Annotated in this window: 20 protein-coding genes; 14 read left to right on the forward strand and 6 right to left on the reverse strand. The window is 53.7% G+C overall.

What is annotated here, in order from left to right; genetic code table 11:
* Positions 1–145 precede the first annotated feature (145 nt).
* Together KP814_RS08535 and KP814_RS08540 are read right to left on the reverse strand one after the other, a co-directional pair.
* Positions 146–931, reverse strand: a complete 786-nt coding sequence (locus tag KP814_RS08535; RefSeq protein WP_216736380.1) for a type IV pili methyl-accepting chemotaxis transducer N-terminal domain-containing protein — start codon at positions 929–931, stop codon at positions 146–148.
* Positions 932–1,313: 382 nt separating this feature from the next.
* A complete protein-coding gene (locus KP814_RS08540) occupies positions 1,314–2,012 on the reverse strand; it encodes a type IV pili methyl-accepting chemotaxis transducer N-terminal domain-containing protein (RefSeq protein ID WP_253938259.1) in 699 nt (232 codons plus the stop codon).
* A 666-nt stretch (positions 2,013–2,678) separates the two neighbouring features.
* Between KP814_RS08540 and KP814_RS08545 the strand changes: the two genes are divergently transcribed.
* From KP814_RS08545 to KP814_RS08560, 4 genes are all read left to right on the forward strand, one after another.
* Complete coding sequence (locus tag KP814_RS08545) at positions 2,679–3,362, forward strand: hypothetical protein (RefSeq protein ID WP_216736382.1); 684 nt, start codon at positions 2,679–2,681, stop codon at positions 3,360–3,362.
* 251 nt (positions 3,363–3,613) lie between these two features.
* Complete coding sequence (locus KP814_RS08550) at positions 3,614–4,369, forward strand: MBL fold metallo-hydrolase (RefSeq protein WP_216736383.1); 756 nt, start codon at positions 3,614–3,616, stop codon at positions 4,367–4,369.
* A complete protein-coding gene (locus tag KP814_RS08555; protein WP_216736384.1) occupies positions 4,317–5,174 on the forward strand; it encodes a hypothetical protein in 858 nt (285 codons plus the stop codon). Before KP814_RS08550 ends, KP814_RS08555 begins: the two co-directional genes overlap by 53 nt.
* Positions 5,175–5,200: 26 nt before the next feature.
* Positions 5,201–6,667, forward strand: a complete 1,467-nt coding sequence (locus KP814_RS08560; RefSeq protein ID WP_216736385.1) for a sensor histidine kinase — start codon at positions 5,201–5,203, stop codon at positions 6,665–6,667.
* Here KP814_RS08560 and KP814_RS08565 read toward each other — a convergent pair.
* Positions 6,664–7,707 carry a GlxA family transcriptional regulator gene (locus tag KP814_RS08565; RefSeq protein ID WP_216736386.1) on the reverse strand — a complete coding sequence of 348 codons (1,044 nt, stop codon included), beginning with the start codon at positions 7,705–7,707 and terminating at the stop codon, positions 6,664–6,666. The genes KP814_RS08560 and KP814_RS08565 overlap by 4 nt on opposite strands.
* A gap of 195 nt (positions 7,708–7,902) precedes the next feature.
* On the opposite strand from KP814_RS08565, the gene KP814_RS08570 reads away from it, so the two are divergent.
* Positions 7,903–8,799 (forward strand): alpha/beta fold hydrolase, encoded by an 897-nt coding sequence (locus KP814_RS08570; RefSeq protein WP_216736387.1) that lies wholly within the window; start codon positions 7,903–7,905, stop codon positions 8,797–8,799.
* A gap of 125 nt (positions 8,800–8,924) precedes the next feature.
* Here KP814_RS08570 and KP814_RS08575 read toward each other — a convergent pair whose 3' ends face one another.
* A complete protein-coding gene (locus KP814_RS08575; protein WP_216736388.1) occupies positions 8,925–11,228 on the reverse strand; it encodes a molybdopterin-dependent oxidoreductase in 2,304 nt (767 codons plus the stop codon).
* Between the two features lie 136 nt (positions 11,229–11,364).
* Here KP814_RS08575 and KP814_RS08580 point away from each other — a divergent pair, with 136 nt between their 5' ends.
* From KP814_RS08580 to KP814_RS08615, 8 genes are all read left to right on the forward strand, one after another.
* Entirely contained in the window at positions 11,365–11,841 is a 477-nt protein-coding gene (locus KP814_RS08580; protein ID WP_216736389.1) for a helix-turn-helix domain-containing protein, read from the forward strand.
* A gap of 352 nt (positions 11,842–12,193) precedes the next feature.
* Positions 12,194–12,790 carry a transcriptional regulator BetI gene (betI, locus tag KP814_RS08585; protein ID WP_216736390.1) on the forward strand — a complete coding sequence of 199 codons (597 nt, stop codon included), beginning with the start codon at positions 12,194–12,196 and terminating at the stop codon, positions 12,788–12,790.
* Entirely contained in the window at positions 12,787–14,250 is a 1,464-nt protein-coding gene (betB, locus tag KP814_RS08590; protein WP_216736391.1) for a betaine-aldehyde dehydrogenase, read from the forward strand. The genes betI and betB overlap by 4 nt, the downstream gene beginning before the upstream one ends.
* Before the next feature lie 9 nt (positions 14,251–14,259).
* A complete protein-coding gene (gene betA / locus KP814_RS08595; protein WP_216736392.1) occupies positions 14,260–15,936 on the forward strand; it encodes a choline dehydrogenase in 1,677 nt (558 codons plus the stop codon).
* Positions 15,937–16,002: 66 nt separating this feature from the next.
* Positions 16,003–16,941: a choline ABC transporter substrate-binding protein gene (locus KP814_RS08600; RefSeq protein WP_216736393.1), complete on the forward strand. Its 939-nt coding sequence runs from the start codon at positions 16,003–16,005 to the stop codon at positions 16,939–16,941.
* Positions 16,942–16,953: 12 nt separating this feature from the next.
* A complete protein-coding gene (gene choW / locus KP814_RS08605) occupies positions 16,954–17,799 on the forward strand; it encodes a choline ABC transporter permease subunit (RefSeq protein WP_216736394.1) in 846 nt (281 codons plus the stop codon).
* A gap of 45 nt (positions 17,800–17,844) precedes the next feature.
* Positions 17,845–19,023, forward strand: coding sequence for a choline ABC transporter ATP-binding protein (gene choV / locus KP814_RS08610; RefSeq protein WP_216736395.1), 1,179 nt, complete (start codon positions 17,845–17,847; stop codon positions 19,021–19,023).
* A gap of 182 nt (positions 19,024–19,205) precedes the next feature.
* The gene (locus tag KP814_RS08615) at positions 19,206–19,595 is read left to right on the forward strand and encodes a DUF2721 domain-containing protein (RefSeq protein WP_216736396.1); all 390 of its coding nucleotides are present in this window, start codon (positions 19,206–19,208) and stop codon (positions 19,593–19,595) included.
* A 59-nt stretch (positions 19,596–19,654) separates the two neighbouring features.
* Here KP814_RS08615 and KP814_RS08620 read toward each other — a convergent pair whose 3' ends face one another.
* Positions 19,655–20,404 (reverse strand): hypothetical protein, encoded by a 750-nt coding sequence (locus KP814_RS08620; RefSeq protein ID WP_216736397.1) that lies wholly within the window; start codon positions 20,402–20,404, stop codon positions 19,655–19,657.
* 219 nt (positions 20,405–20,623) lie between these two features.
* Positions 20,624–21,631 (reverse strand): low-specificity L-threonine aldolase, encoded by a 1,008-nt coding sequence (ltaE, locus tag KP814_RS08625; protein ID WP_216736398.1) that lies wholly within the window; start codon positions 21,629–21,631, stop codon positions 20,624–20,626.
* A 317-nt stretch (positions 21,632–21,948) separates the two neighbouring features.
* Between ltaE and KP814_RS08630 the strand changes: the two genes are divergently transcribed.
* Positions 21,949–23,736, forward strand: a complete 1,788-nt coding sequence (locus KP814_RS08630; RefSeq protein ID WP_279504153.1) for a GAF domain-containing protein — start codon at positions 21,949–21,951, stop codon at positions 23,734–23,736.
* Positions 23,737–23,815 lie beyond the last annotated feature (79 nt).

Raw genomic sequence — 23,815 nt, forward strand, 5'->3', positions numbered from 1 at the left:
TCCGCTCCAGAAAGATTTCCCGGCGGGTCTTACGCTTTTTATTCTGGTATTCGGCTTCGGAGAAAGTCATCTGTTCCATGAAAAGTGTTCCTGCTGAGTTGGGCTGCCGTATTATGACTGATTCTTGGGGTTATTCAGAGGTTCCTTAGCTTTGCAGATTCTCGTAAAGGCCCGTAATTCTCTCCATATTCTTGAGCATGCCTTCCGTCGTGGTGGCGATGATAAAAGGCACAAAGTTCTGGCCTTGCATCAACTGAAACCCTGAGCGAGAGAAGCTCCACTGGGAAATCACTTTGTCCAGGGCGGCGTTGATGTCCTGATTGTTGGTTTTCGCCTGACGCAGCTCATGTAACGCCTGATCATATTCCTGCACGGCCTGGGTGAAACTGTCTTGTAGATCCGCCTGCTCCAGATTCCAGCTCAACGCGGAGTAATAAAGCGCGATGCGCTGGGACAGCATTCGTTGTCGGCCGGAGAGGTTGATCATTTTGTTCTTGGGACTGCCCGACTGTTGCTCCAGTGACTGTACGATTTTATTGCTGAGCGCGAGAACACGCTCTCCAGCGTTGATCAGCTCAATTGCCTTGTCCTTCGCGGGCTTAGCCGTCGCCAATTGACGAAACCCAGTCCACTCCTTACGCACGGACTTGAGCTGCCCCGAGATTTGCGGCGACTTGGAGTAGGCTTCCAGTTCTCCCAGTTGTTGTTCGAATAAGGCGACGCTCTCTGTGAGCTGGCTTGAAGATTTATCTGGTTGAATATCCTGACCCATCAGCAAATATGACTTCACAATTCGCTGACTCAACATACGTTGGCGCCCAGCCTTGTTGATGGCTTCGTCCAGGTCGGTAATGTCTGCGATAACAATGTGGCTCCAGGAGAGTGCAAGCAGGGAGAGAACAAGCAGACTAAAGTTCCTTATATGGCGCATATGCGTTTACCTCATGTGATTAAATCTGGTGCAGTCTAAGTTAAAGCCTATAAATATCAGATGCTTACGGCGCGATAACTGGGTAGGTAGTTAACGCATCGCTGATCTGGCGCAAGTTAGGCGCCAAATGAACCGGAAATTTGTGGGTATGGACAAAGAGCGGTTTTTGAGAATGGCGAAAAGGCTTTTAGAAACAATAAGAAAGAGAGGAGTAGTCGCGTATTTGGATGAAGCGGAGCACTTTTACGCGATGAGCGACGCCTGCTGAATGCGAGAGGGAAAAGAGGCTGAGTAGGCGGGAAAAAAGAGTGCGGCTTGCGCCGCACTAAACGAAGAAGACGAATAAAACAGGAACTCGGTTTAAGAGTTCAATCCTTGCGGATTAGCTTTTCAGACCTGCGTACATGTCGGAAATCTTGCGCATGCTTTTCAGCATGCTTTCAGTGGTCGTCGCGATCACGAAGGGGACGAAATCATGACCGTCCATTTTTTCGAAACCAGAGTGGGAGAATGACCACTGTGAAATAACTTTATCCAGCGCCTTGTTGATATCTTCGCTGTTGGCGTCCGCTTTACGCAGCTCGCTCAAACCTGCATCGTACTTTTTGACCGCGGCTTTAAAATCGTTTTCCAGGTCGGAAACGCCCAGGTTCCAGCTCATGGCAGAGTAGTACATGGCGATTTTCTGGGACAACATGCCTTGTTCGTTGGAGATATTGATCAAGCGGCCTTTGGTGCTGGCGACTTGTTTTTCCAGGTTGCTGGTGACGCCTTGAGTCAGACTCAACAACTCTTCGCTTTGCTGAATCAGTTTCGCTGCGTTTTCCTGGTTGGGAGCGGTGGTGGCCAGTTTACGGAAAGCGGTCCACTCTTTGCGGACGGATTTCAAATCGCGCGCCATTTCGCCTGCTTTCAAATAACCTTCCAAGTCGGACAGTTGAGATTCAAATTGCGCCACACTGTCATGTAATTGAATCGATGATTTGTCAGGAAGAATGTCCTGACCAATCAATAAATATGCTTTAACGATTCTTTGACTCAACATTCTTTGTTGACCCGCGATGTCCAGAGCCTGATCCATGCTCGATATTTCCGCGCGAGCCAGGCCGGCGCCGAATGCGGTAAGTGTGACAAGTAAGAAACAAATCTTTCTGAACGACTGCATTAAAGTTTACCTAGTGCTAAAAATGGCGTGCATATTGAAGGATTTAGATCAAAAATCAAGCGCCAAATGGCTTTTGACATATAAGTAATTTACGAAGTCAATAGATGTTGTTCGTTTCCTATCAAATATATGTGTCAATATGTTTTGTAACAGTGAGTTTAATGCACATTTATGTAACTAAAAGTTGCATTTCAATGAGGAAAAAGAGGCGGGTATATAATTCGTTATACTGTATTATTTTTAATAAATTTTACATTGTTTTTCTTTTACGAATTGTACGTCACGTTTTTATCGCCATGCGTATTCGTAGTTATGTTTGAAAAAACATCAATGGATGGCTGTTTTTTTGATTAAAAAAGCGACCGGACTTTCGCTGACATATTCCGCGTCTTGGTCTATAGATGAATAAAATTAGTCCTGATAACAAAACATTATAAAAAATATGAAGGGCGTTTGAGTCGGGTTGACGCTAGCTTCAGTATCCGGTCACGCGCGCGGCGGGACGCCTTTTCCCAAAACGAGTAAGAACCAAGGCGAGGCTGCGGTGACTGTCGGCAATAACGAGTTTAAGGAGACGACAAGATGGCCCTGGCGGATATTTTTAAACAGAATGCGAACAAGTCAATTACCGTGACCGGCGCGGAATCCTCAAATATTTCTCACGCTACCTACAGCGTCAAATGCAACAACATCCAACGCAACTGCTATCTGGTGAACCAGCTTGAGCGGGCCAACCTGCAAGAAGGCGCACATGTGGCTGGCGGAAATACGGTCACAGTCGCCACTGCTCACAATGGTAACTGCTATTGGTTGCCATGGCGCGGGTGGCGGGCTGTCGCCGGACAGCTTCAGGGGGCGTGTAACTTCTTCGTCACCGCCAATCTGACCGGGTGCTGCTTTGTTGTATCTGGTAATCAGGTATCTCCCTTTGTCGTCCATATGAACTGCCAGCCAGCTAACGAAGGCTTGGTGAGCTTCCCCAACAGTGGAGATATCAAGGAATATAACTTTGATCTGCAAGCGGCGCAGGATCAGTTCTATGGGCAAGTCACCGAGCAATTGATCACTAACAATGTGATTGCACACGCTGGTCTGCAGATGTTGAAACCAAGTGATTACGGGGCCAAAGCGAGAGAAGGTTACGGGACGCCCACGAGCGTCTTTGGCGTCCGCACAGGGGGGCTGTGGACCTTCTATTACAACGTAGGTAAAGGCGGCGGACCTGGCATTACCCGTGAACTGTTCCCGAATTTCCAACCTCTCTGACAGCGCGCTTTCATTTCACGTATTTGCACCGCCGGCGACTCAACGCCGGCCTGCCTCTGCGTTTTCCTTGATCCTTCATCTCAACCTATCTCAGCGCCTTACATTACAGTCATTGGCGTCCCGTTTATAAACCCATAGGTTAGTGGCATAATCCCGACGGCAATCAACAGGTTGCCGCCATGCAGGCATGGGAGCGCCATCCACGCGTTGCGCGATGAGATGGAAAATGGAAAACACGGAAAGCTTTTGTTATGAAGAATTTGCTGATTGTCGGTAATGGAGAGGCCTTCTCGGAAGAGTGCAACACCTCATTCCTGTTGCAGTCCGCCGATAGCTCCATTCTTATCGACTGCGGTTATCAGGTTCCACCCCGCTTATGGGCGGGCGATTTGCACCAGAATATTGATCTGGTTTTGCTGACCCACCACCATGCGGACCACTCCTTCGGAGTCGTACCTTTGCTGGTCCGCTATCTGGAAGAAAAAAGAACCCGCCCCCTGAAGATCTGGGGACCGGCGGGCACGGAAAGTTTCATTAAAAGTCTCCTTGAGCACGGCTACCCTGGCGTGTCCAAGTATTTCAAGTACACGATTGAGTTCGCCGAGTTCGACACCCTGGACAGTAAAAAATACGGGGATGTTTCCATTCGCTGCGCGCCCACCGTACACTCTATCCCGAACTTATTGTATCGACTGGATTTTGACGGCCGCTCCTTCTCCATATCCGGAGATGGCAAGCTGACGCCGGAAGCCGTTGAGCTGATTCAAGGCGTCGAACTGCATTTGCAGGAAGTCTACGAGCTTAACAACAACATCCCCAGTCACTATTCATTCAGCGAAGTGCTGCAACTTGCTCAATCCGACGTGGCCGCCAGTGTTGGCGTCACTCATATGTGCCGGAATGAAATCAGCGTGATTACTGAGACCTACGATAAGTTAGTAAGGGAGAATGAGATTGAAAAGGACAGACTGTTTATCACCCGTTCGGGGCAAACTTTCGAATTTTAAAACCTGCGCGCTACTGACGGCCGGCGTTTGGGCGCTGTCGCTCAACGTCGCCGCCAAGGAAATCTTCGTCATCAATAAAAACGCCGCGGACTATCGCGTGGTGGAGACGAACAAAAGCGCCAAACGCATCGACGTATATTCCAATACGCCGCACCGATACCTGAACAGTGAGAAAAAGGAGCACGTTTTCACCGGTGTGCCTGTGAGCGAGCTGCCGCCCAAGGAGTGGCGTTACGATAACGTTTACTTCATTGGCGACGACGACTACATCACGTTCATGCCCGCGCAGATCGCCAACAATCCGCAAACCATCCTGGCGAGCGCCAAGGACGCCGCGCCGTTAAGTAAGAGAGATGGTGAAGTTCAGGTCATTCTGCCCACTCGCGAGGAAGCAAAGGTGGAAGATAAGTATCTGAAAAAGGCCGCTTTTTGGGCCTGGTATGTGAAGGCGGTGGTGTATGGCGAACTGGACAACCGGCTGCAATATGGCGGCGCTTCCATCGACATGAGCAACGTTATTGGCGCGCCTGCGGAAGCCTATAAGGCCCCTTCCGTATTTTCCTATGATCCTATCGCTTGCCCGGATACCTATCAGGTGTCGGTAAAAGATCTGGACCCGGGATTTGATAAAGGCAAAGTCGAATTCCTGCAATTGAACGGCAATCAGCGGACGTATGGCGCGGGAGACGTCATGCTGATTTTCTCCAAGGAGGATACGGCGCTGCCTATTGAGTGCGGCGGCCCCTATGCGGTGCGCAAGGGCGAAGAGTATATCTACAGCGTATATTCTTTTAAGGGAATTTAATCAGCTAACAAAGTGCGTCTAACAATATGGATAGTTTTAGAAAGTACTCGTTTCAGCGTTGCATCAAGTTTACGGTTTTGGTCGCTTTGTTTGGATTCGCGGTGTCCTTTTTCGTACACCAATATCAGGTGCTGGCGAACTCGATCAAGGTCTCCGATCAGACTTCCGGGTTGATTAACCGACAGCATATTTCCGTGCTGCTTGGACGGGGCAACTTTGTCCATATTGAAGACGCCTTGGCGCAGCTGGTTAAGGAGAGCCCTCTGCTGTTCGCCTATGTGCTGGACGCCGACGGCAAGGTGGCGGCGACCAGTCACAAATCCGCAGCGGTGGACGTTCCCTGCTGTTATGACTGGGAGAACCTTGAGGATAGCGCGTTTAAGTTTGAGGGGACGCCTGCGGCGCCTTTCGAGGCGGTAGCGGATGGCGTTTCCTTCATTCGCAAAGTAACGCCAGTGCTTGAGCACTCCTCGGGAGAAGAAATCGGTTCCCTGGTGACCTTTCTCGTACCACGGATGATCAAGCGTGAGCATCTCGTGGATACTCTGATTATCAGTTCCATGGCGCTGATTTTTATCCTGGCGACCGGTGTGGCGCTTTCGCTGTTATTGTCGCGGGCGCTGACCGCCCCGGTGAGGGAGCTGACGCGCTTTGTCGACTCTGTGGACGACACTGACGCCAAGGAAGAGTTAAGCCGACTGGGATCACATCAATTCGCCGGCAGCAACATTGTGGAGATACGGCAGTTGCTGCAGTCGTTTCTGGCCTACCGCGAAAAAATTCTTGATCACAAGAATATCCTCGAAGCGCAGGTGCGCGAGAGAACTCATGCCCTTGAAGTGGCGGTTGAGGAAAATCGCATGCTCGGGAAGACGCTGCGTACTGCGTTGGAAGGCGAGCGTAAGCTCATCGCCCAGGAAATTCACGACAACTTCAACGCCACGCTGGTCGCTATCAAGATGTACTCCCAGAAAATTGAGCAGTTGGCTCGGGAGGGTGGCGAAGACGCGCAGATCGCCAGCATGGGAAGGAAAATTACATCCATCGTCACGGATGCCTATAGCTCGGCCAGAAGTCTGGTTTCCCGGCTGCGACCCGAGATTATCGATACGCTGGGCTTGGGCGGCGCCCTGGAGGAACTGGTCAACAATTACAATCAGTCCTCAAATGGGTGTTCGTTTATGCTGTCGATTGGCGACCACTGCGACAATCTGGATGAAGAGCGCAATATCGGCATTTATCGCATCGTGCAGGAAGCTGTCACCAATGCGGTTAAGCATGCCTCGGCGAAAGAAGTGGCGATTTCCTTACACCGGCCCAAAGATTATGAGCTGGTGATTCAGGATGATGGCGTGGGCTTCAAGTCCTCCCAGGATAAGGACGCGGGCATCGGGTTGATCTCCATGCGCGAACGCGCCATGAGTCTGGGCGGGCGCTTCGAGTCGGAAAACACCCAGGCGGGCGCCCGCATCAAAGTGTCTATTCCCGCCTAAATGCGCCTTTCCAGAGCAGGTATGCCGACTCGTGGCGGTGTTACATAACTGAAGCGTTTGCGGTATTGCTCCATCGTGCATCCGGTGGCTCGTTTAAAGAGTCGCCGGAACGAACTGATATCCTCGTACCCGACCTCCCAGATAATTTCATTCGATGACTTGAGCGTCGTCTCCAATTGGTGCTTCACCGCTTCCACCCTTAATTGTTGCAGGTAATTGATCGGATTCTCGCCGGTGGCTTCCTTGAAGCGGCGTTTGAATGTGCGTCCTCCCAGTCCGGCCAAGGCCGCTACATCGTCCACGGAAAAATGCTCAGCGTAGTGAGACTCCATCCACTCCTGCGCTTTTTTCACGGCGTTGTCTTTGTGGGACTTGTAGCCATAGAAGGTGATGTAAGGCGTTTGTTGTTGGCGTTTGCTGTCAAACAGGTGCAGTTTGGACACCGCTGACGCCAGCCCTTGGCCCGCGAAACGTTCGATCAGATGAAAGCTGAGATCGATATAGGCGGTGGCGCCGCCGGCGCAAATGATGTCGCCGCTATCGATGAGCAATCGATCTATGTCCAACCTGATTTCCGGGTAGCGCTGGCGGAAATGTTCTGCAGCGCGCCAGTGGGTGGTGACGGTTTTGCCTTCCAGAAGTCCGGCTTCGGCCAGAACGAAGCTGCCAGTGCAGGCGCTGGCGACGATGGTCCCGCGTTCGGTATGGCGGCGTAGCCATTCATAAGCGTCATGAAATTGCGCCAGATGTTCCGGCAGGGTGGCGCCGGCGGTGATGGCCTCAATTGCGGATGCGACGATAATCAAATCCGGCTCTACTGACTCGAACGCCGCATTCGGCGCAATGGCCATGCCGTTGTAGGCAGTAACGGGCTGGTCATTCTGCGTCACGACTTTGATGTTGAAGTACGGCTCCAAAGGGCGTTTGCCGGCGGCGCCGGACAGTCGGGCGTGACAGTAATTCGCTGTCGTGAATATATCCAGAATGCCATGCACAGAGGCGGCGGCGCAGTGGGGAAGGGCGAGTAAAACGATCTTCATGGGCGACTCCTTCATCCAATTCGGCAGTGAAAAAAGAAAAGATGAAATGTCATAAAAAGCAATTTAAGTGTCAAATATGACACTCCCGCTAATGCATTGCAAACCTTATCTTGTAGTCATAGCCGCTGCGACAAGGCCACGAAAAAAAGGCGTGACGCAGGCGATTGTATCCAGCAAGTTAAGAGGAGAAGTCCCATGTCCGCGAACATTCCCCTGGTTGTCGCCCCATCCAAGCCTCTGCGGGAACCGCAGGTTCCCTTCGCCTTGAAAGCCATGCGCTGGGCGATTCGCGCCTATGCCCGTATTTCCTCTCAAGGCGCGGGCCGAATGCTGAATCGCCTGTGGTTCACGCCGCAACGTTATGGTTTGGACTCGCGCTTTGACGCCTTGTTGGATAAGGCGGATGTGTTTATGAATCTGAAAGTGGGCGCATTGACGATCCCTGTCTATAGCTGGGGAAGCGGCCCTGTGGTGTTGTGCGCCCATGGCTGGTCCGGGTCTGGCGTGCAGTTTGGCGCGATGGTGAAACCCCTGGTGGACAATGGGTATCGGGTTGTGGCGTTTGATGCGCCCGGTCATGGACGGGCGCAAGGCGTGCGCACTAATGTTCTGCAGATGCGGGATGCGATTCTGCAAGTGGCGGCGCAGACTCTGGGCGTGCACGCAGTGGTGGCTCATTCCCTGGGCTCTATCGCCGCCGCCATGGCGGTGCGGGAAGGGTTATTGACCAACAAAGTCATTATGCTGGCGCCGCCGGCGGACATGCAGGTGGTGCTGGATGTGTTTCAACAGCGTCTGCAGGTTCCGGACGCCGTCATGCTCGCTCATTGCAAACTGATGGAGCAGGAGTTTGGCGACGATATTTGGGACCGTTTGTCATTGATGAAAAATGTCCCACTCATCCAGGCGCAAGGGATGATCGTATCAGATACAGATGATGCGGAAGTTCCTGCTGCGTACGGTGAAGCCCTCGCCCTCAAATGGCGCGGCAGTCGTTTCTTGCAGACCGCGGGGCTGGGGCATTATCGGGTGCTTCGGGATGAACGCGTCATTGAGGAAGTAGTGAAGTTCATAAACCGACTCCCTGATTGACGCCGGTGAGGGGCATTGTGGTTAAGGGACGGTCTCCTCGGTCAGACCGGCGCAGCGACGATACGTCGTAATCATTTTTTAGGTGAGTGCGTATCGTCGCCTTTTTGTGGCGGTTATATTGCTGGTTAGACGTCAACGGCTTCCAGCGCAACCGGAACGTATTTGTGATAAGGCGTCTTGGCGATGGGATCGCAGTGTTGTGCGTCCGTCAGCAGGTTGATCGCCGGACCATTGCGCAACTGTCTTCCTTGATCATCCTGATAGAGCATGCCGAAACCATGAGGCAACGTCAGTACTCCAGGCAAAACGCTCTCGTCTGCGGAGGCGATAGCCTCCACGGCGCCACGTCGGGAACGGCAGCGCACTTTATCTCCAGAAACGAGCCCCAGCTTGGCCAGATCGGAGGGATGAATGCGTAACAGGCCCTCCTTGTCCGTCTTGCGCCACTCCGGTCCACGGTAGATCTGGTTGGCGTTATAGGCGCGGCGTTCGCCAGCGGCGAGGATGAACGGATAGTCCCTCTCTTCACTGAGAGCCTCTGTTTGCAAACGGTCCAGCCACTCAGTCAGTTCGGGTATATACAGGTTTATTTTGCGATCCCTGGTTTTGATCAGGTTCCAGGTTTCCTCCACCTTGAAAGTGGCGATGGGCGCAGGTCTGGGACTCTCCAGAAAACGATTGAACAACGCCAGCCCCAGTGTGTAGCCCTTGCCATGCAGCCCGGTGCGCCGGACCTGCGAGCCGAACTTGGCGACGTACATCTGGCAGACGCCCCAGATTGCCGCAGCGGATTGCATGCCTTCCGGCAATGCCTTGCCAAGGGTGGCGTATAAAATGACTGGGACGTATTGGCGCCACTGCGGATGGCGTTTTAGCGCCGCCGCCAGCGCTAATGGAAAGGCGCGGCTGACGGGCAGGCGACGGTCCAGTTTGGCGGCCTTCTCCAGTAGTGGAAAGCGGTCGGGAATCGCTCCCAGACCCACCAACAGGCGTCGGTAGATTTCCGGCTCGGGAAGCGTGTCGCCGCTGCGGGGCAGTATGGGGCGACGCAGATGGTAATAGTTAGTGGGGAAACCGAATGTGAAATAGGTGGACTCCACTTTTTCAAACTGACTGTCCGCCGGTAATATGTAGTGCGCGTGGCGGGCGGTTTCCGTCATCGCCACATCAATCACCACCATCAGCTCCAGTTTGTCGAATGCTTTTCGATAGGCTTCCGTATCAGCGGCGGACAGGGCGGGATTGGCGCTGTCCACCACTAAGGCGCGGATGCGGTCAGGATGATCGCTATCGATTTCCTGGGGCAAAATGTTGGGCGGAAACAGCTTGGCGATGCCATACATCCCAGTGACGGCGGTTTTCTTGTCATCGGCTTTGGAATGACCGATCAACGGGGCGAATTGCGCCATCAAGTGATTGCCGCCCTGTTTATTGAAATTGCCGGTCACCAGAAACAATAGCTTCTCCAGATAGGAATTCAGCGTGCTGTGTAAACTGTGTTGGATGCCAAGGTCGGCTCTGACTGTGGCGGATTTAGCGGTGGCGAAACCTCGGGCGACCTGCCGCGCTAACTCGGGATCGACGCCGGCGATGGTGGCGTACTGCTCCACTGGCAGATCGATGAAATGACGGCGCAATTCGTCATAGCCGTTGGTGTGTTGACGCAGGAATGCTGTGTCTTCCAGCGCTTCCTGAAAAATGACGGCGATGATGGCGGCGAGCAGGTAAGCGTCCATACCTGGGCGCACCCGCAAATGAATGTCCGCGTCTTTGGCGGTCTCGCTGACGCGCGGATCAACGACGACCAGGGTGCGGTTGGGATCTTTCTTGTAGGCTTTCAGCAGGTCCCGGGTTTTGCGCACGCCGTGGGCCATATAAGGGTTGGCGCCCAGCACGATGCAGTAATCAGAGTGTTCCATCCCTTCCAGCACAAAGCAGCTTTCGCGGCCGAACAGTTTTCCGTTTACCCAGAAATCCCCGGTCTTTTCCTGCGCTAGCGCAGTGTATAAATAGGGCGTATCCAAGGCCGTCCGCAAAGCCCCGGAATAACTGCCGCCCAGGTGGTTGCCCTGACCTCCGCCTCCATAGTAGGCGAATGCGCCGCCCCCATGTTGGGCCTTGATGTCGCGCATGCGCGCAGTGATCTCGACGATGGCGGCGTCCCAAGAGATAGGCGCGTACTCGCCGTTTGGCTGACGTTTTAGGGGCTGCCGCAGACGGGCTGGGTGATTCTGGTAGTGATCAAGTTTGGCGGCTTTCTGGCAGATGTAGCCTTCTGAGTTTGGCGCCAGCTTATCGCCTCTGACCTTGACGATGCGTCCCTGGTCCACCTGCATTTCCAAGCCGCAATTGATGCTGCATAGAATGCATGCAGTAGGCTGCCACTCGTGTTGATCGGTGTGCTTTTCAGCCGTCTCGGTATCATGCATGATCACTCTCCTTTTCTTGTTAGTTCTATTTTGGAACTTTCAAAATAGTAAATTCCAAACTGGAACCTGTAAAGCTATACTTCCCGTCATTCTCCATTCCTATTCCGCTAACCCAGATAAGACGCCGTATTCACCTATGCGCTGGAATGAAATCCAAGATATCCCTTGTTCAATCGCACGCACCCTATCCGTCATTGGCGACCGCTGGACTCTGTTGGTCATTCGCGAAGCGTTTCTGGGCGTGCGTCGGTTTGAGCAGTTTCAAAAGCGTCTGGAGATCACGCGTCATCGCCTGTCGGATCGTCTGAACAAGCTGGTGGAAAGCGGCGTGCTGCGCAAAGCGTTGTACCAGGAGAGTCCCGCCCGTTATGAGTATAGGCTTACCCGCAAAGGGATGGACTTATACCCCGTGATTCTCGCTATGGCGGGGTGGGGCGATAAATATATGGCTGGCGATGCGGGCCCACCGGTGGAGTATGTCCACCTGGGTTGCGGTAAGAAGATAACGGCCACGCTGGTTTGCTCTGAATGCGGCGAACCGATAGACGCCAAGTCTGTAAAACCCATGCTAGGTCCCGGGCTTAGTGGGCTAGCGAAAAAGGCGGGCGAATAAAACCAGGGCGCGCCGCCTGACGCCTTTACCGCGCTGAGATAATTTCCGTTTCTCCGTTTCTCTTCTGTCGTGCACCCACTTCTTGTCAGCTTTTCTTTGAGAAATTGTTGCTACTCAAAGTAATTCCAGAAAATTCTTCTCCTTTCTAATTAGAGTGCTAAATATTGTGTGTTTACAAAAAATTACAATGAGCGAATACTCTTCTTTTATGTGTGCTTAATTGTCTGTAATTAAAGTAATTTAATCTGTTTTTCGTTAGTCTTTCTGCTCGTCTCCTCTTGTTCTTCAAAATTGAAATATTGAGTTCAAACTATTAGTGTGTGTTTTTAATTGAACATTCAATCAATAAAAAATGCCCAAAATCGTCGTCGAAGCAGAGAAGAAAGAGCAGCTTATCGAAGCCACCCTGAAGTCGGTGGAAGCCTATGGCATTCAAGGCACGACTATTAATTCCATTAGCCGTTACGCGGGCGTTTCTACAGGAATTATCAGTCACTACTTCGGAGGCAAGCAGGCGCTGATGGAGGCGACTGTCCGCTACCTGCTGGAAGCCTTGAAAACCTCCCTGCTGAAAGAGCTGGCCAAATCCAAGGACGGTTCGCCCTACAGTCGTCTTCTTTCCATTGTCGAAGCCAACTTCAGCAAGCTGCAGGTGAGTGAACGGGCGGCGAAAACCTGGATGGCCTTTTGGGCTCAAGCGATGCATGACCCACAGCTGGCGCGATTGCAAAGGGTCAATGAACGGCGATTGTTCTCTAATTTGAAAGTAAGCCTGCGGGAAATTCTGCCGCCTTCCCAGGTGGAGGATCAGGCCCACGCGATCGCCGCTCTGATCGATGGCTTGTGGCTGCGCAGCGCGCTCAGCTCTGGCGGTTTGTCCGTGGTGCAGGCGGAACGTATTTGTAAGAACTACGTAAGTGAGTTGTTTGAAGGAAAACATAAAGCATGAGCATTCCTGTTTATCAGTCTTTTGTTGACGGCGCTTATCGGGCGTCCACATCGAACGAGACCTTTGATGTGATGAATCCCGCTACAGGCGAACTGATCTATCGTGTTGAGCAGGCTTGTGAAAGTCTGGTGCAGGCGGCGGTGGAGTCCTCACAGCACGGGTTCGCGGAGTGGTCTGCGATGACCGGCATGCAACGAGGACGAGTGCTGCAGAAGGCCGTGGCCTTGTTACGGGAAAGAAACGACGAGCTGGCGCGCATCGAAGTGCTGGATACCGGTAAGCCCTGGCAGGAAGCAAGTGTCGTGGACGTAGTGACCGGCGCTGACAGTATTGAGTTTTTCGCTGGCCTGGCGGCGTCGATCGAAGGCAATCAGCAATCCCTGGGCGAAGACTTTTACTACACCCGTCGAGAACCTTTAGGCGTTTGCGCCGGCATTGGGGCCTGGAATTACCCCTTGCAGATCGCCTGCTGGAAATCAGCGCCAGCCTTGGCGGCGGGCAATGCGATGGTGTTCAAACCTTCTGAAGAAACCCCGTTGGGCGCTTTGAAGTTGGCGGAGATTTTTATTGAAGCAGGCGTTCCCGCCGGCGTCTTCAATGTGGTGCAAGGCGATCATCGCGTCGGCCGCATGCTGACCGCCCATCCTGGCATCGCCAAAGTCTCCTTCACGGGAGAAGTGGGGACCGGCAAGAAAGTGATGGCGGACTCCGCCTCCACCCTGAAAGACGTGACCATGGAGCTGGGCGGTAAATCGCCGTTGGTGATCTTCAATGATTGCGATCTGGAAAACGCCGTCTCCGCCGCTTTGCTTGGAAACTTCTACACCCAGGGCGAAGTCTGCACCCACGGCACGCGGGTGTTTGTGCATAAAGAGATTTACGACCGTTTTCTGGCGCGAGTGAAAGAGCGCGTCGAAAGCAATGTGCGCATTGGCGATCCCATGCATCCCGACACCAATCTGGGGGCGTTGATCTCCGCGCCGCACCTGGAAAAAGTCATGGGCTACATCGAGTTGGGCAAGCAGGAAGGCGCAAGGCTGCTCTGTGGCGGCGAACGGGTGCGCCCGCAAGGTGTGGAAAACGGCTACTTCGTCGCCCCCACTGTCTTCGCCGACTGTCGCGATGACATGAGCATCGTGCGGGAAGAGATATTCGGGCCCGTCATGAGCGTGCTCAGCTTTGAGGACGAAGAAGAGGTCATTGCGCGCGCCAATGATACGGAATACGGCTTGGCCGCTGCCGTGTTCACCAATGACATCCGTCGCGCCCATCGTGTGATTGGCAAGCTGCAGGCGGGCATTTGCTGGATTAACAGCTTCGGCTATTCACCGGCGGAGATGCCGGTGGGCGGTTACAAGCAATCCGGCATCGGCCGCGAAAACGGCATGGCCACCCTGAATCACTATACCCAAATCAAGGCCGTCTACGTCGGCATGACGGACCTGGAATCACCTTTTTGAGCGAGCGTTATGGCTGACAAGCAGTTTACCAATAGTTTTGATTACATCATCGTCGGGACCGGCTCAGCTGGATGCGTTCTGGCCAATCGCCTGTCCGAAAGCGGTAAGTTCAACGTGCTGGCGCTGGAAGCGGGTCGCAAAGACGATACCTGGAAGATTCACATGCCCGCCGCACTGACTTTCAATCTGGCGGACGACAAGTACAACTGGTACTACCACACCGAACCTCAGGCGTTCATGAATAACCGCCGTCTGTATTGGCCGCGGGGAAGAGTGTGGGGCGGCGGTTCCGCCCTCAACGCCATGGTGTATATCCGTGGTCACGCGCTGGATTATGACCGCTGGGAAGAAGAAGGCGCCAAGGGCTGGGCGTATAAAGACGTGTTGCCGTACTTTCGTAAGGCGGAGACCCGTGAACGCGGGGGCGACGCCTATCGTGGCAACGCCGGCCCCTTGAACGTGCATACCGGGGACGAAAAGAATCCGTTGTTTGACGCGTTCATCAAGGCGGGAATGGAAGCTGGCTATCCCTACACCGAAGACATGAACGGCTATCAGCAGGAAGGCGTGGGCGTGATGGACATGACCATCAAGCACGGCAAACGCTGGAGCGCCGCCCAGGCGTATTTGCGTCCAGCTTTGTCGCGTCCCAATTTGACGGCTGAGACCGGCGCAATGGTGACCCGTCTGTTATTCGACAAAGGTCGCTGCACTGGCGTTGAGTACGAACAAAACGGCGTGCTGATTAAGGTGAAAGCGGAGCGGGAAGTCATTTTATCCGGCGGCGCTATCAACTCGCCGCAGACCTTGATGCTCTCCGGCATCGGCGACGAAACACAGTTGCAGTCTCTGGGTATTCCCGTCGTCGCGCATGTGCCCGGCGTAGGCCAGAACCTGCAGGATCACTTGGAATTCTACGTTCAGCAAGCCTGTTCGCAACCGCTGACCCTGTACACCTATACCAAGCAGCCCCGTAAGACGCTGGAAGGCGTGAAGTGGTTCCTTAATCACGACAGCGGCGCCTGCCGCACCGCGCACTTGGAAGCAGGCGGCTTTATCCGCACTGAAGCAGGCGTGAAGCACCCGGATATCCAATATCACTTCCTGCCGTCGCAGGTGATCGATCATGGGCGCGTGGACCCGCACTTGCACGCCTATCAGGCGCATGTCGGTCCTATGCGTCCAACCTCCACTGGCTATCTCAAGATTCTGTCCCGCGACCCGCGTAAACATCCGCTGCTGGAGCCGAATTATCTGGCGACCGAGCGTGACCGCTGGGAAATGCGTCAGTGCGTGAAGCTGACCCGGGAAATATTCGAGCAACAAGCGTTTGACCCATTCCGTGGCGAAGAGCTGCGCCCTGGACCCGCGGTGACCAGCGACGAGCAAATAGACGCATTTATTCGCGACAAGGCGGATAGCGCTTACCACCCCTCCTGCACCTGCAAAATGGGTGCGGATGACGACCCGATGGCGGTGGTGAATTCCGAGGCGAAGGTCAGGGGCGTTGAAGGACTGAGAGTGGTGGACGCATCCATCATGCCCAGCATCGTCAGCGGCAACCTGAACGCGCCGACCATTATGATGGCCGAGAAGTGCGCAGATCACATTCTCGGCGTTTCGATGCTGCCGCCCAGCGACGCGCCAGTCTGGATTCATCCCGACTACGCGAACAAGCAGCGGTAGCCAAGGCCGTCCTGTTGGCAGGGCGGACCCCAACCATTTCTGGAACGATTGAAGAGAGGAAAAATAATGAACCACTTCAAGCGACTGTTGATCAGCGGTCTGATGTTATTGACGAGTGTTAACGCCTATAGCGCGCAAAGCTGTAAAGAAGTCACTTTTGCGGATGTCGGCTGGACTGACATCACCGCCACGACTGCGTTGACCTCCGTCATTCTGCAGGGACTGGGCTATTCCACGGAATCCCAGTTACTGTCTGTGCCGGTGACCTACAAGTCGCTGGAGAACGGCGACGTGGACGTATTCCTGGGCAACTGGATGCCGACCATGGAAGCGGATATTCGCCCCTATGTGGAAAACAAGTCTGTGGAAGTCGTCGGCAAGAACCTGGAAGGCGCCAAGTATACGTTGGCGGTGCCTTCTTATGTGGCGGAAGCGGGCGTGAAAACATTCGCGGATATCGCCAAGCATGCGGATAAGTTCAAAGACCGTATATACGGCATTGAGCCTGGCAACGACGGCAATCGTCTGATTCAGGATATGATCGATAAAGACGCCTTCGCTCTGAAAGATTTCAAAGTGGTGGAGTCCAGTGAAGCAGGCATGTTGTCGCAGCTGAAAAGAGCCGTTAAGCGTAAAGAGTGGATTGTGTTTCTGGCCTGGGAGCCGCATCCGATGAATGCTAATTTCGAGCTGACCTATCTCAGCGGCGGTGATGACTATTTTGGTCCCAACTTCGGCGGCGCGTCTGTATTCACTAACGTGCGTAAAGGCCTGATGAGCGAGTGCGGCAATCTGGCGCAACTGCTGAACAACCTTGAGTTTTCCCTGCAGATGGAAAACGAAGTCATGGGCGCGATTCTGGATGACAAGAAAAAGCCTGAAGCGGCGGCCAAAGCCTGGTTGAAGGAAAACTTCGACAGCGTCGAAGCCTTGTTGCAGGGCGTGAAAACCATTGACGGCAAGCCAGCGGCGCCGGCAGTGAAAAAACACCTGGACCTGATGTAAGCAGGCGCAGGTATGGACTGGAGTAGTAATTTAAGCGCTCTCAGCAGCTACAAACTGCCAGTCGGCGATTGGATGGAAAGCCTGGTCGATGTGCTCATCGACCATGGCGGCGCCTTCTTCGACGGTGTCGCCGTTTGTCTGGAATACCTGATCCAGGGGCTCACCGAAGCGCTGTTGTTTGCGCCGCCCTGGTTATTTATCGCCGCCATCGTGGCCTTCGCCGCCTGGCGTCATCGCAACTGGTCATCGCCGTTATTCGCACTGTTCGCCCTGGGGCTCATCTGGAATATGGGGTACTGGGAGGAGACGATCGAAACACTGGCGCTGGTTCTGTTTGCGACCGGGTTCTGCGTGCTGTTCGGCGTTCCTATCGGCATCGCCGCCGCGCATCGTCCCTGGTTGTATCGTGGTATGCGGCCTTTGCTGGACCTGATGCAGACGATCCCAACCTTTGTTTATCTGATACCGACCCTGACCCTGTTCGGTCTGGGCGTCGTACCTGGCCTGATTTCAACCGTGATCTTCGCGATCGCCGCGCCGATCCGTTTGACCCATCTGGGCATCACGCAGGTGCCGGAAGAATTATTGGAAGCGGGTAAAGCGTTCGGCTGCAAACCCAGCGTATTGTTGCTGAAAGTCGAAATCCCCGCGGCGATGTCCAGCATTATGGCGGGCGTCACTCAGTGCATCATGTTGTCTCTGTCCATGGTGGTTATCGCGGCCCTGGTTGGCGCGGACGGACTGGGCAAGCCGGTGGTGCGCGCTTTGAATACCGTGGATATCGCCACCGGGTTTGAAGCTGGCCTGGCTATCGTACTGATCGCCATTTTATTGGACAGACTGTTTAAAAGAGCCTGAGCGCATTGCGCTTGGTCTCTGCTGAAAAAGTAGTGGGCAATTGCCATGATTGAGTTTAAAAACGTAGATGTGGTGTTCGGCGACCAGCCCCAGCAGGCCTTAGGCATGCTGGATGAAGGTCTGGACAGGGAAGCGATTCTCGACCGCACCGGACACACCGTCGCCGTCAATAACGCCAGCTTGCGAGTAGAAAAGGGCGAGATCTGTGTGCTGATGGGGCTGTCCGGTTCCGGTAAATCCAGCTTGTTGCGCACAGCGAATGGTTTGAATGACGTGAGCCGGGGACAGGTCCTCATCACCACGGAAGACGGCGAGCAGGACTTCTTTGCCTTGTCGGTGGAGCAGCAGCGCAAGCTGCGACTGGAGCGCATCACCATGGTGTTCCAGAAGTTTGCGCTGATGCCTTGGCTGACGGTGGGAGAGAATGTCGCTTTTGGTCTGGAAATGAAAGGCATGAGCCGCGCCCAGGTAAGAAAGCGTGTGGACGAGCAGTTGGAACTGGTGGGGTTGGCGCAATGGCGCGACACCAAGCCCGGCGAACTGTCCGGCGGCATGCAGCAGCGTGTCGGCCTGGCGCGGGCGCTGGCGATGGAGTCCGATATTATCCTGATGGACGAGCCGTTCTCCGCTTTGGACCCGCTGATTCGAAATCAGTTGCAGGATGAGTTGCTGCGACTGCAGGAGAAACTGAACAAAACGGTGATCTTCGTCAGCCACGATCTGGATGAGGCGCTGAAGCTCGGCAACCATATCGCCATTATGAAAGACGGATGCATCGTGCAGCATGACACGCCGGAAAACATAGTGTTGAATCCCGCCAATGATTATGTGCGCAGTTTTGTATCGCACACCAATCCGGTTAATGTGCTGCTTGCGCAATCGCTGATGCGTCCGCTGACGATGGCGGAAAAGGTGGCGGATGAAATCTGCGTCAGCAAGCGCTACGACTACTGGCTGAAAACGGCGGACAAGCTGGAAGAGAGCCAGGTTCGGTACGCGGACGCCGTATTTCCTGTGCAACGCTGGAGTACGGAGCAAGACGTGGAAAGCCTGCAAAAGCTGCCCACGATTATCCCTGCAGATACGCTCATGCGAGACGTAGTGGCCATCCGCCACTTCACCGGCCACGCCATACTGGTTGGCGGAGAAAAGGAAATATCCGGCGTCATCAACGACCAGAACATCTACCACGCCCTCCTGGGCCGTCACCTCGACGACAACTGATCTCAACGGCTCGCAGAATGCGAGCCGTTTTCTTTTATCCCGATTTCAGTCTCATTGTACTTATAGGCCTCATTACCCTTTAATCCACTCCACGCAAAGCGTTAGACGTCTGGCGCGCCCTGTCGCTTTGTGATTTGATGGATAGCCTAGCTTTTAATTGAAGACTTCAGCCACGCTTAATCATGTTGAACATCTCTACACCTGCACTACTGTTTCCCGCCATCTCCTTGCTATTGCTGGCTTACACCAACCGTTTTCTGGTGATTGCTCAGTTGATTCGCTCTTTGTACAAGCAGCTGAATGAGACGAAGGAACGTCATATGAAGCAGCAGATTCTGCATTTGCGGAAGCGGATTCATTTGATTCGCTGGATGCAGACTCTTGGAGTGATGGCTTTTATTTTATGCACGCTCTCCATGGGCAGTCTGATTTTGCAGTTGGAGTACGTGGGGGAAGGGCTGCTTGGAGGGAGTTTATTGTTTTTAATCGGATCTCTGATTATATGTTTGGTGGAGATACATATCTCTGGCGCTGCGTTGAGCATCCAGTTGAATAACCTGGAAGATCTCTGATATCTACATAAAAAAGCCAGCATTATGCTGGCTTTTTCGCGCAAGAAGCCGCTTGGCGATTAACCCGCCATAGTTTCCTCTTCCACGCCGAAGATATTACGGTACAGTGCGCCGTAACAAATCATGGTCATGGGCAAGGTCCAAATCAAGCCAATGCCCAATGGGATCATTGCCACAAAGTTAATCAAGCCCAGCAGCAAGAACAAGCCAAAAACGGCGAACCAGCGCTTGGTGATGGCTTTACGAGAGGCTTCCAGAGCCTGCCACGGAGAAAGACCCTTTTCTGCAATTAAAGGCAACGCCAAATAATAACTAACAGCTAGATAGATGCCTGGAATGATCAGCAGTACAAATCCGAGGGCGATCAACAGGTACATCAGGATCACGCCAATAAGTAGCGGGACGACTTTGCTGAAGTAGTTGAAGATTTCTCCTACATTGATAGGCGCATCAACTGAACGCTTTAATCCTAGGATGAACATGCCCATTGCAATAGGGATGGTGACTGCGGAAATGACAATCTGGTTTACAAGACCGAGAATGAGGGCGATCACGGCGTTGTCTGGGGTGATAATGCCGAAAATGATGCTTGTGACGATTGTCACGCCGAACATTACCGCGATATAGACTATTCCCGCGAGGATGAGGGTCATTTTCGCACCATTGGTGCGCTCCCAAGCCTCGCTGATCAGTTCGCCCACCCGAAAGTGGTAGTTGCCGTTAACGCCGTCTTCCAGCGAGCCCCACCTGCGGTCTCCACTACGCTCCGGAGTGAGGTTGGATTGCGGAGTAGAATAAACGTCGCTCATAGTTATTCCTTAATGCCCGTTGTTTTATTAAAAATAATTAACAGACAAAATATAGCATATTATTCCTAACAGGTAGCCAGACTGGAAAATTTATTTTTTACAAAGAGTTACGTAGCCCTCGGTGTGAGGTGGGAAGTTGCTCAAAAAGGGAACTGTTTGTAGCGTTACTGAGCGGGGAAAGTATTGGAGCCTTTATCCAGACTCCAATATACGTAGCGCTTATTTTTTAAATGCCTGCAGCGCTTGCATCAGGCGATCGACGTCATCCCTTGAGATATCGAGGTGCGTAACAAACCTGATCATTGGTGACGGAGAAATTAAGATATTTTGTGACTTCAGATACTGCGCCAGCGCGTTGAGGTCGTCCCCCCGGTAGGCGGCGAACACCATGTTGGTCTGCACCAGACTTATATCTATGTCGAACAGGTTGGTCTCCGCCAGACGTTGCGCCAGATAAGCGGCGTTGTCGTGATCCTCTTGTAGACGTTCAACCCCTGATTGCAACGCAATGATGCCTGCTGCGGCCAGGACGCCAGCTTGCCGCATGCCGCCGCCACAGACTTTTCGCCAGCGCCGGGCGGTGTCGATAAAGGCCTTGTCGCCGCACAAGAGCGAGCCAACCGGCGCGCCGAGGCCTTTTGACAGGCAAATGGAGACGGAGTCGAAGTATTGCGTGACCTCTTTGGGTTCAATGCCTTGCTTGACGGTCGCATTGAACAGGCGGGCTCCGTCCAGGTGAGTGGCGAGGCCCCGGCGGCGGGCAAGGTCCGTTGCGTTTCGGATGTAATCTTGCGGAATCACCTTGCCGCCTATCGTGTTTTCCAGGCTTAGCAGACGGGTGCGTGCGAAATGAAAGTCGTCAGGCTTGATGGCCGCCTCGATTTTCGCCAGAGGGATAGTTCCGTCCGCATCGTGCTCGATAGGTTGAGGTTGTATGCCCCCCAACACCGCTGCGCCGCCGCCTTCATATTTATAGGTGTGCGCCTGTTGGCCGACCAGGTACTCGTCGCCGCGCTGGCAGTGGGTGAGCAACGCCAGTAGATTGGTCTGGGTGCCGCTGCAGGCGAACAAGGCGGCTTCATAGCCCAGCATCTCCGCCGCCATGTCCTGCAAGCGGTTAACCGTTGGGTCATCGCCGTAGACATCATCGCCGACTTCTGCGGCCGCCATGGCGGCTCTCATGGTCTGGCTGGGGCGGGTGACAGTGTCGCTGCGAAAATCAATCATAATTGGATCCCAATGCGATAGAATGTTCTGTTTTGACCGGGCTGCTCAAATCATTGACGCCGAATATCCTGTCCGTGAGGACAGGAACGAGTTGTCAAGCCAATACTAATTTGGTAATTCTGAGCGCCCCTGACTTTTTTTAAAGGACTAGACCAGAGCGAATATTACGGATTAATCGCGAAATTGCGGAGCCTGGCCCTCCCAATTGTGTTAAAGTTACGTGTTACTACGTATGCCTCTGTAGTCGACGGTTTATGCGGCTAAATAAACCGTATTGAGGGTAGTAAGGATTAACACGCCCAGATTCGGACGACAATGTGTTTCGAACCAAAAGACGTAGAGCCAAGCACTCGATCCAGTTCCATTTGGCGATGGCCTTTATTGCGCTGTTACTGACCTTCGGCGCGGTATTGGGCTGGTTTCATCACCAGAAAATGTCGGACATATTCATAACGTCCACCCATCACTTGTTCGATAGAGTGGCCACGGACGTTAGCGGCGCGTTTTACGCAGGCTACTCTCCCGTTTCCGCCACCGTCAAACTACTCTCACTATCGCCGTTGATGCAGGAAAGCGACCTCGAAGGCCGCTTACAGCACTTACCCAGCCTGGTCGCCGTTTTACGGGCGCAGCCGCAAGTCGCCGCGTTATCCGTAGGGTATGCGGACTCCGAATACTTCATCATTCGCAACCTGAACTCGGAATATCTGCTGAAACGTTTTGACGCGCCATTGGGCGCCCATTATGTGGTGGACAATATCGAGCGCAGCGACGGCGCCAACGCTTTCATGCGCTTTTACTACGATGAAGCGCTGAATCGAATTGGCGAGAAAGACCTCGGCTACTCCAATTACGATCCCACCGTGCGTCCCTGGTATCGTCTGGCGGCCTATACTCGCGACGTCACCACCACGCAGCCTTATTTGTATTATTTTATCGGTAAGGTCGGAGTGACGGCGGTAAAGCAGGACCCCGCCAGCGGCGCGGTGTTCGCGGCGGACATCACCCTGGAGTCGCTGTCGCAGACTTTGCAGGAGAATCGAGTCAGTCCTTCCTCGCAAATGCTGATCTATACCCATGACGGTAGTGTGATCGGTAGTCTGGACCCCGCCACCATAGTCGTGGATAACGACCCCGAGAAATTGCGCATCCTGCAACTGGCGGACCTGAAAAGTCCTGAGATTCGCGACTTCATCGCGCGGCAGAAGGAATCCGCTGGCTCCGACTTCTTCTTTGACTCCCACGGCGAACGTTGGTTGGGAGTGACCCGTCCCGTTAACCTGGTGGGCTTCACCGCTAACCTGATGATACTGGCGCCGGAGTCCGAGCTGTTGGCGGAGGCGTACGAAATCACTAATCAATCAGGCATTATCACTCTGGTTATCGTGATACTGGCCTTGCCGTTCGCCCTGTTTTTCGCCAATCAAATTGCGCGCCCGCTCAGAAATCTGGCGGAGGAAACCCGCCGTATCCAGCGCCTGGATTTTGTGTCGCCATTAACTGTGAAGTCATCTATTAGCGACATCGACTCCCTGGCGTCCGCGATAGAACTGATGAAGAACACCATCAGCCGCTTCACTGGGCTGACTCGTACTCTGGCGGAAGAGCAGGATTTCGAGCGCCTGCTGCATGAGGTGTCCCTGAATGCGATGCATATGAGTCAGGCGGAAGGGTCGCTGGTCTACCTGATCGACCCTGAAGAGGAGCATTTGTGGCCGGCGTGTTTCCAGACGCGTCATGGCGCTAAAACTCATCACGCAATGCCGTCGCTGCGTTTGTCTGATCAGAATATCGCCTTTGTGCAGGCGACTTATCAAGAGGACCTGAGCGTCATCGCCGTCACCTACGATTCCGCAGCCCGTTGCGGCACCCATGAGAGCCTGCTGAATCACGTCGGCAGCGAACGCCTCAGCGCTGTGGCGATGCCGCTCAAGAATCGCCAGGGGCGTCGCATTGGTCTGCTCTGTCTGCTGTTTCAACCCGATGAAGAAAATGGCCTGTCCGCGCCGGAGGAGAGGCTGGCGTTCGTGCGGGCGCTGGCGGGCCTGTGCGCCCTTTCCATCGACAGCGGATATCGCGCCAGTCCCCGCAAGCAGGCGGTCTGAGGCTAAGCGGCCCGCATAGCGGGCTATGCCATCTCTCAACTTGATTTATAATTCGATTCGTGGAAAGGTTGTGCCCACT

This window comes from Hahella sp. HN01 (genome assembly GCF_018986435.1).
Taxonomy (GTDB): domain Bacteria; phylum Pseudomonadota; class Gammaproteobacteria; order Pseudomonadales; family Oleiphilaceae; genus Hahella.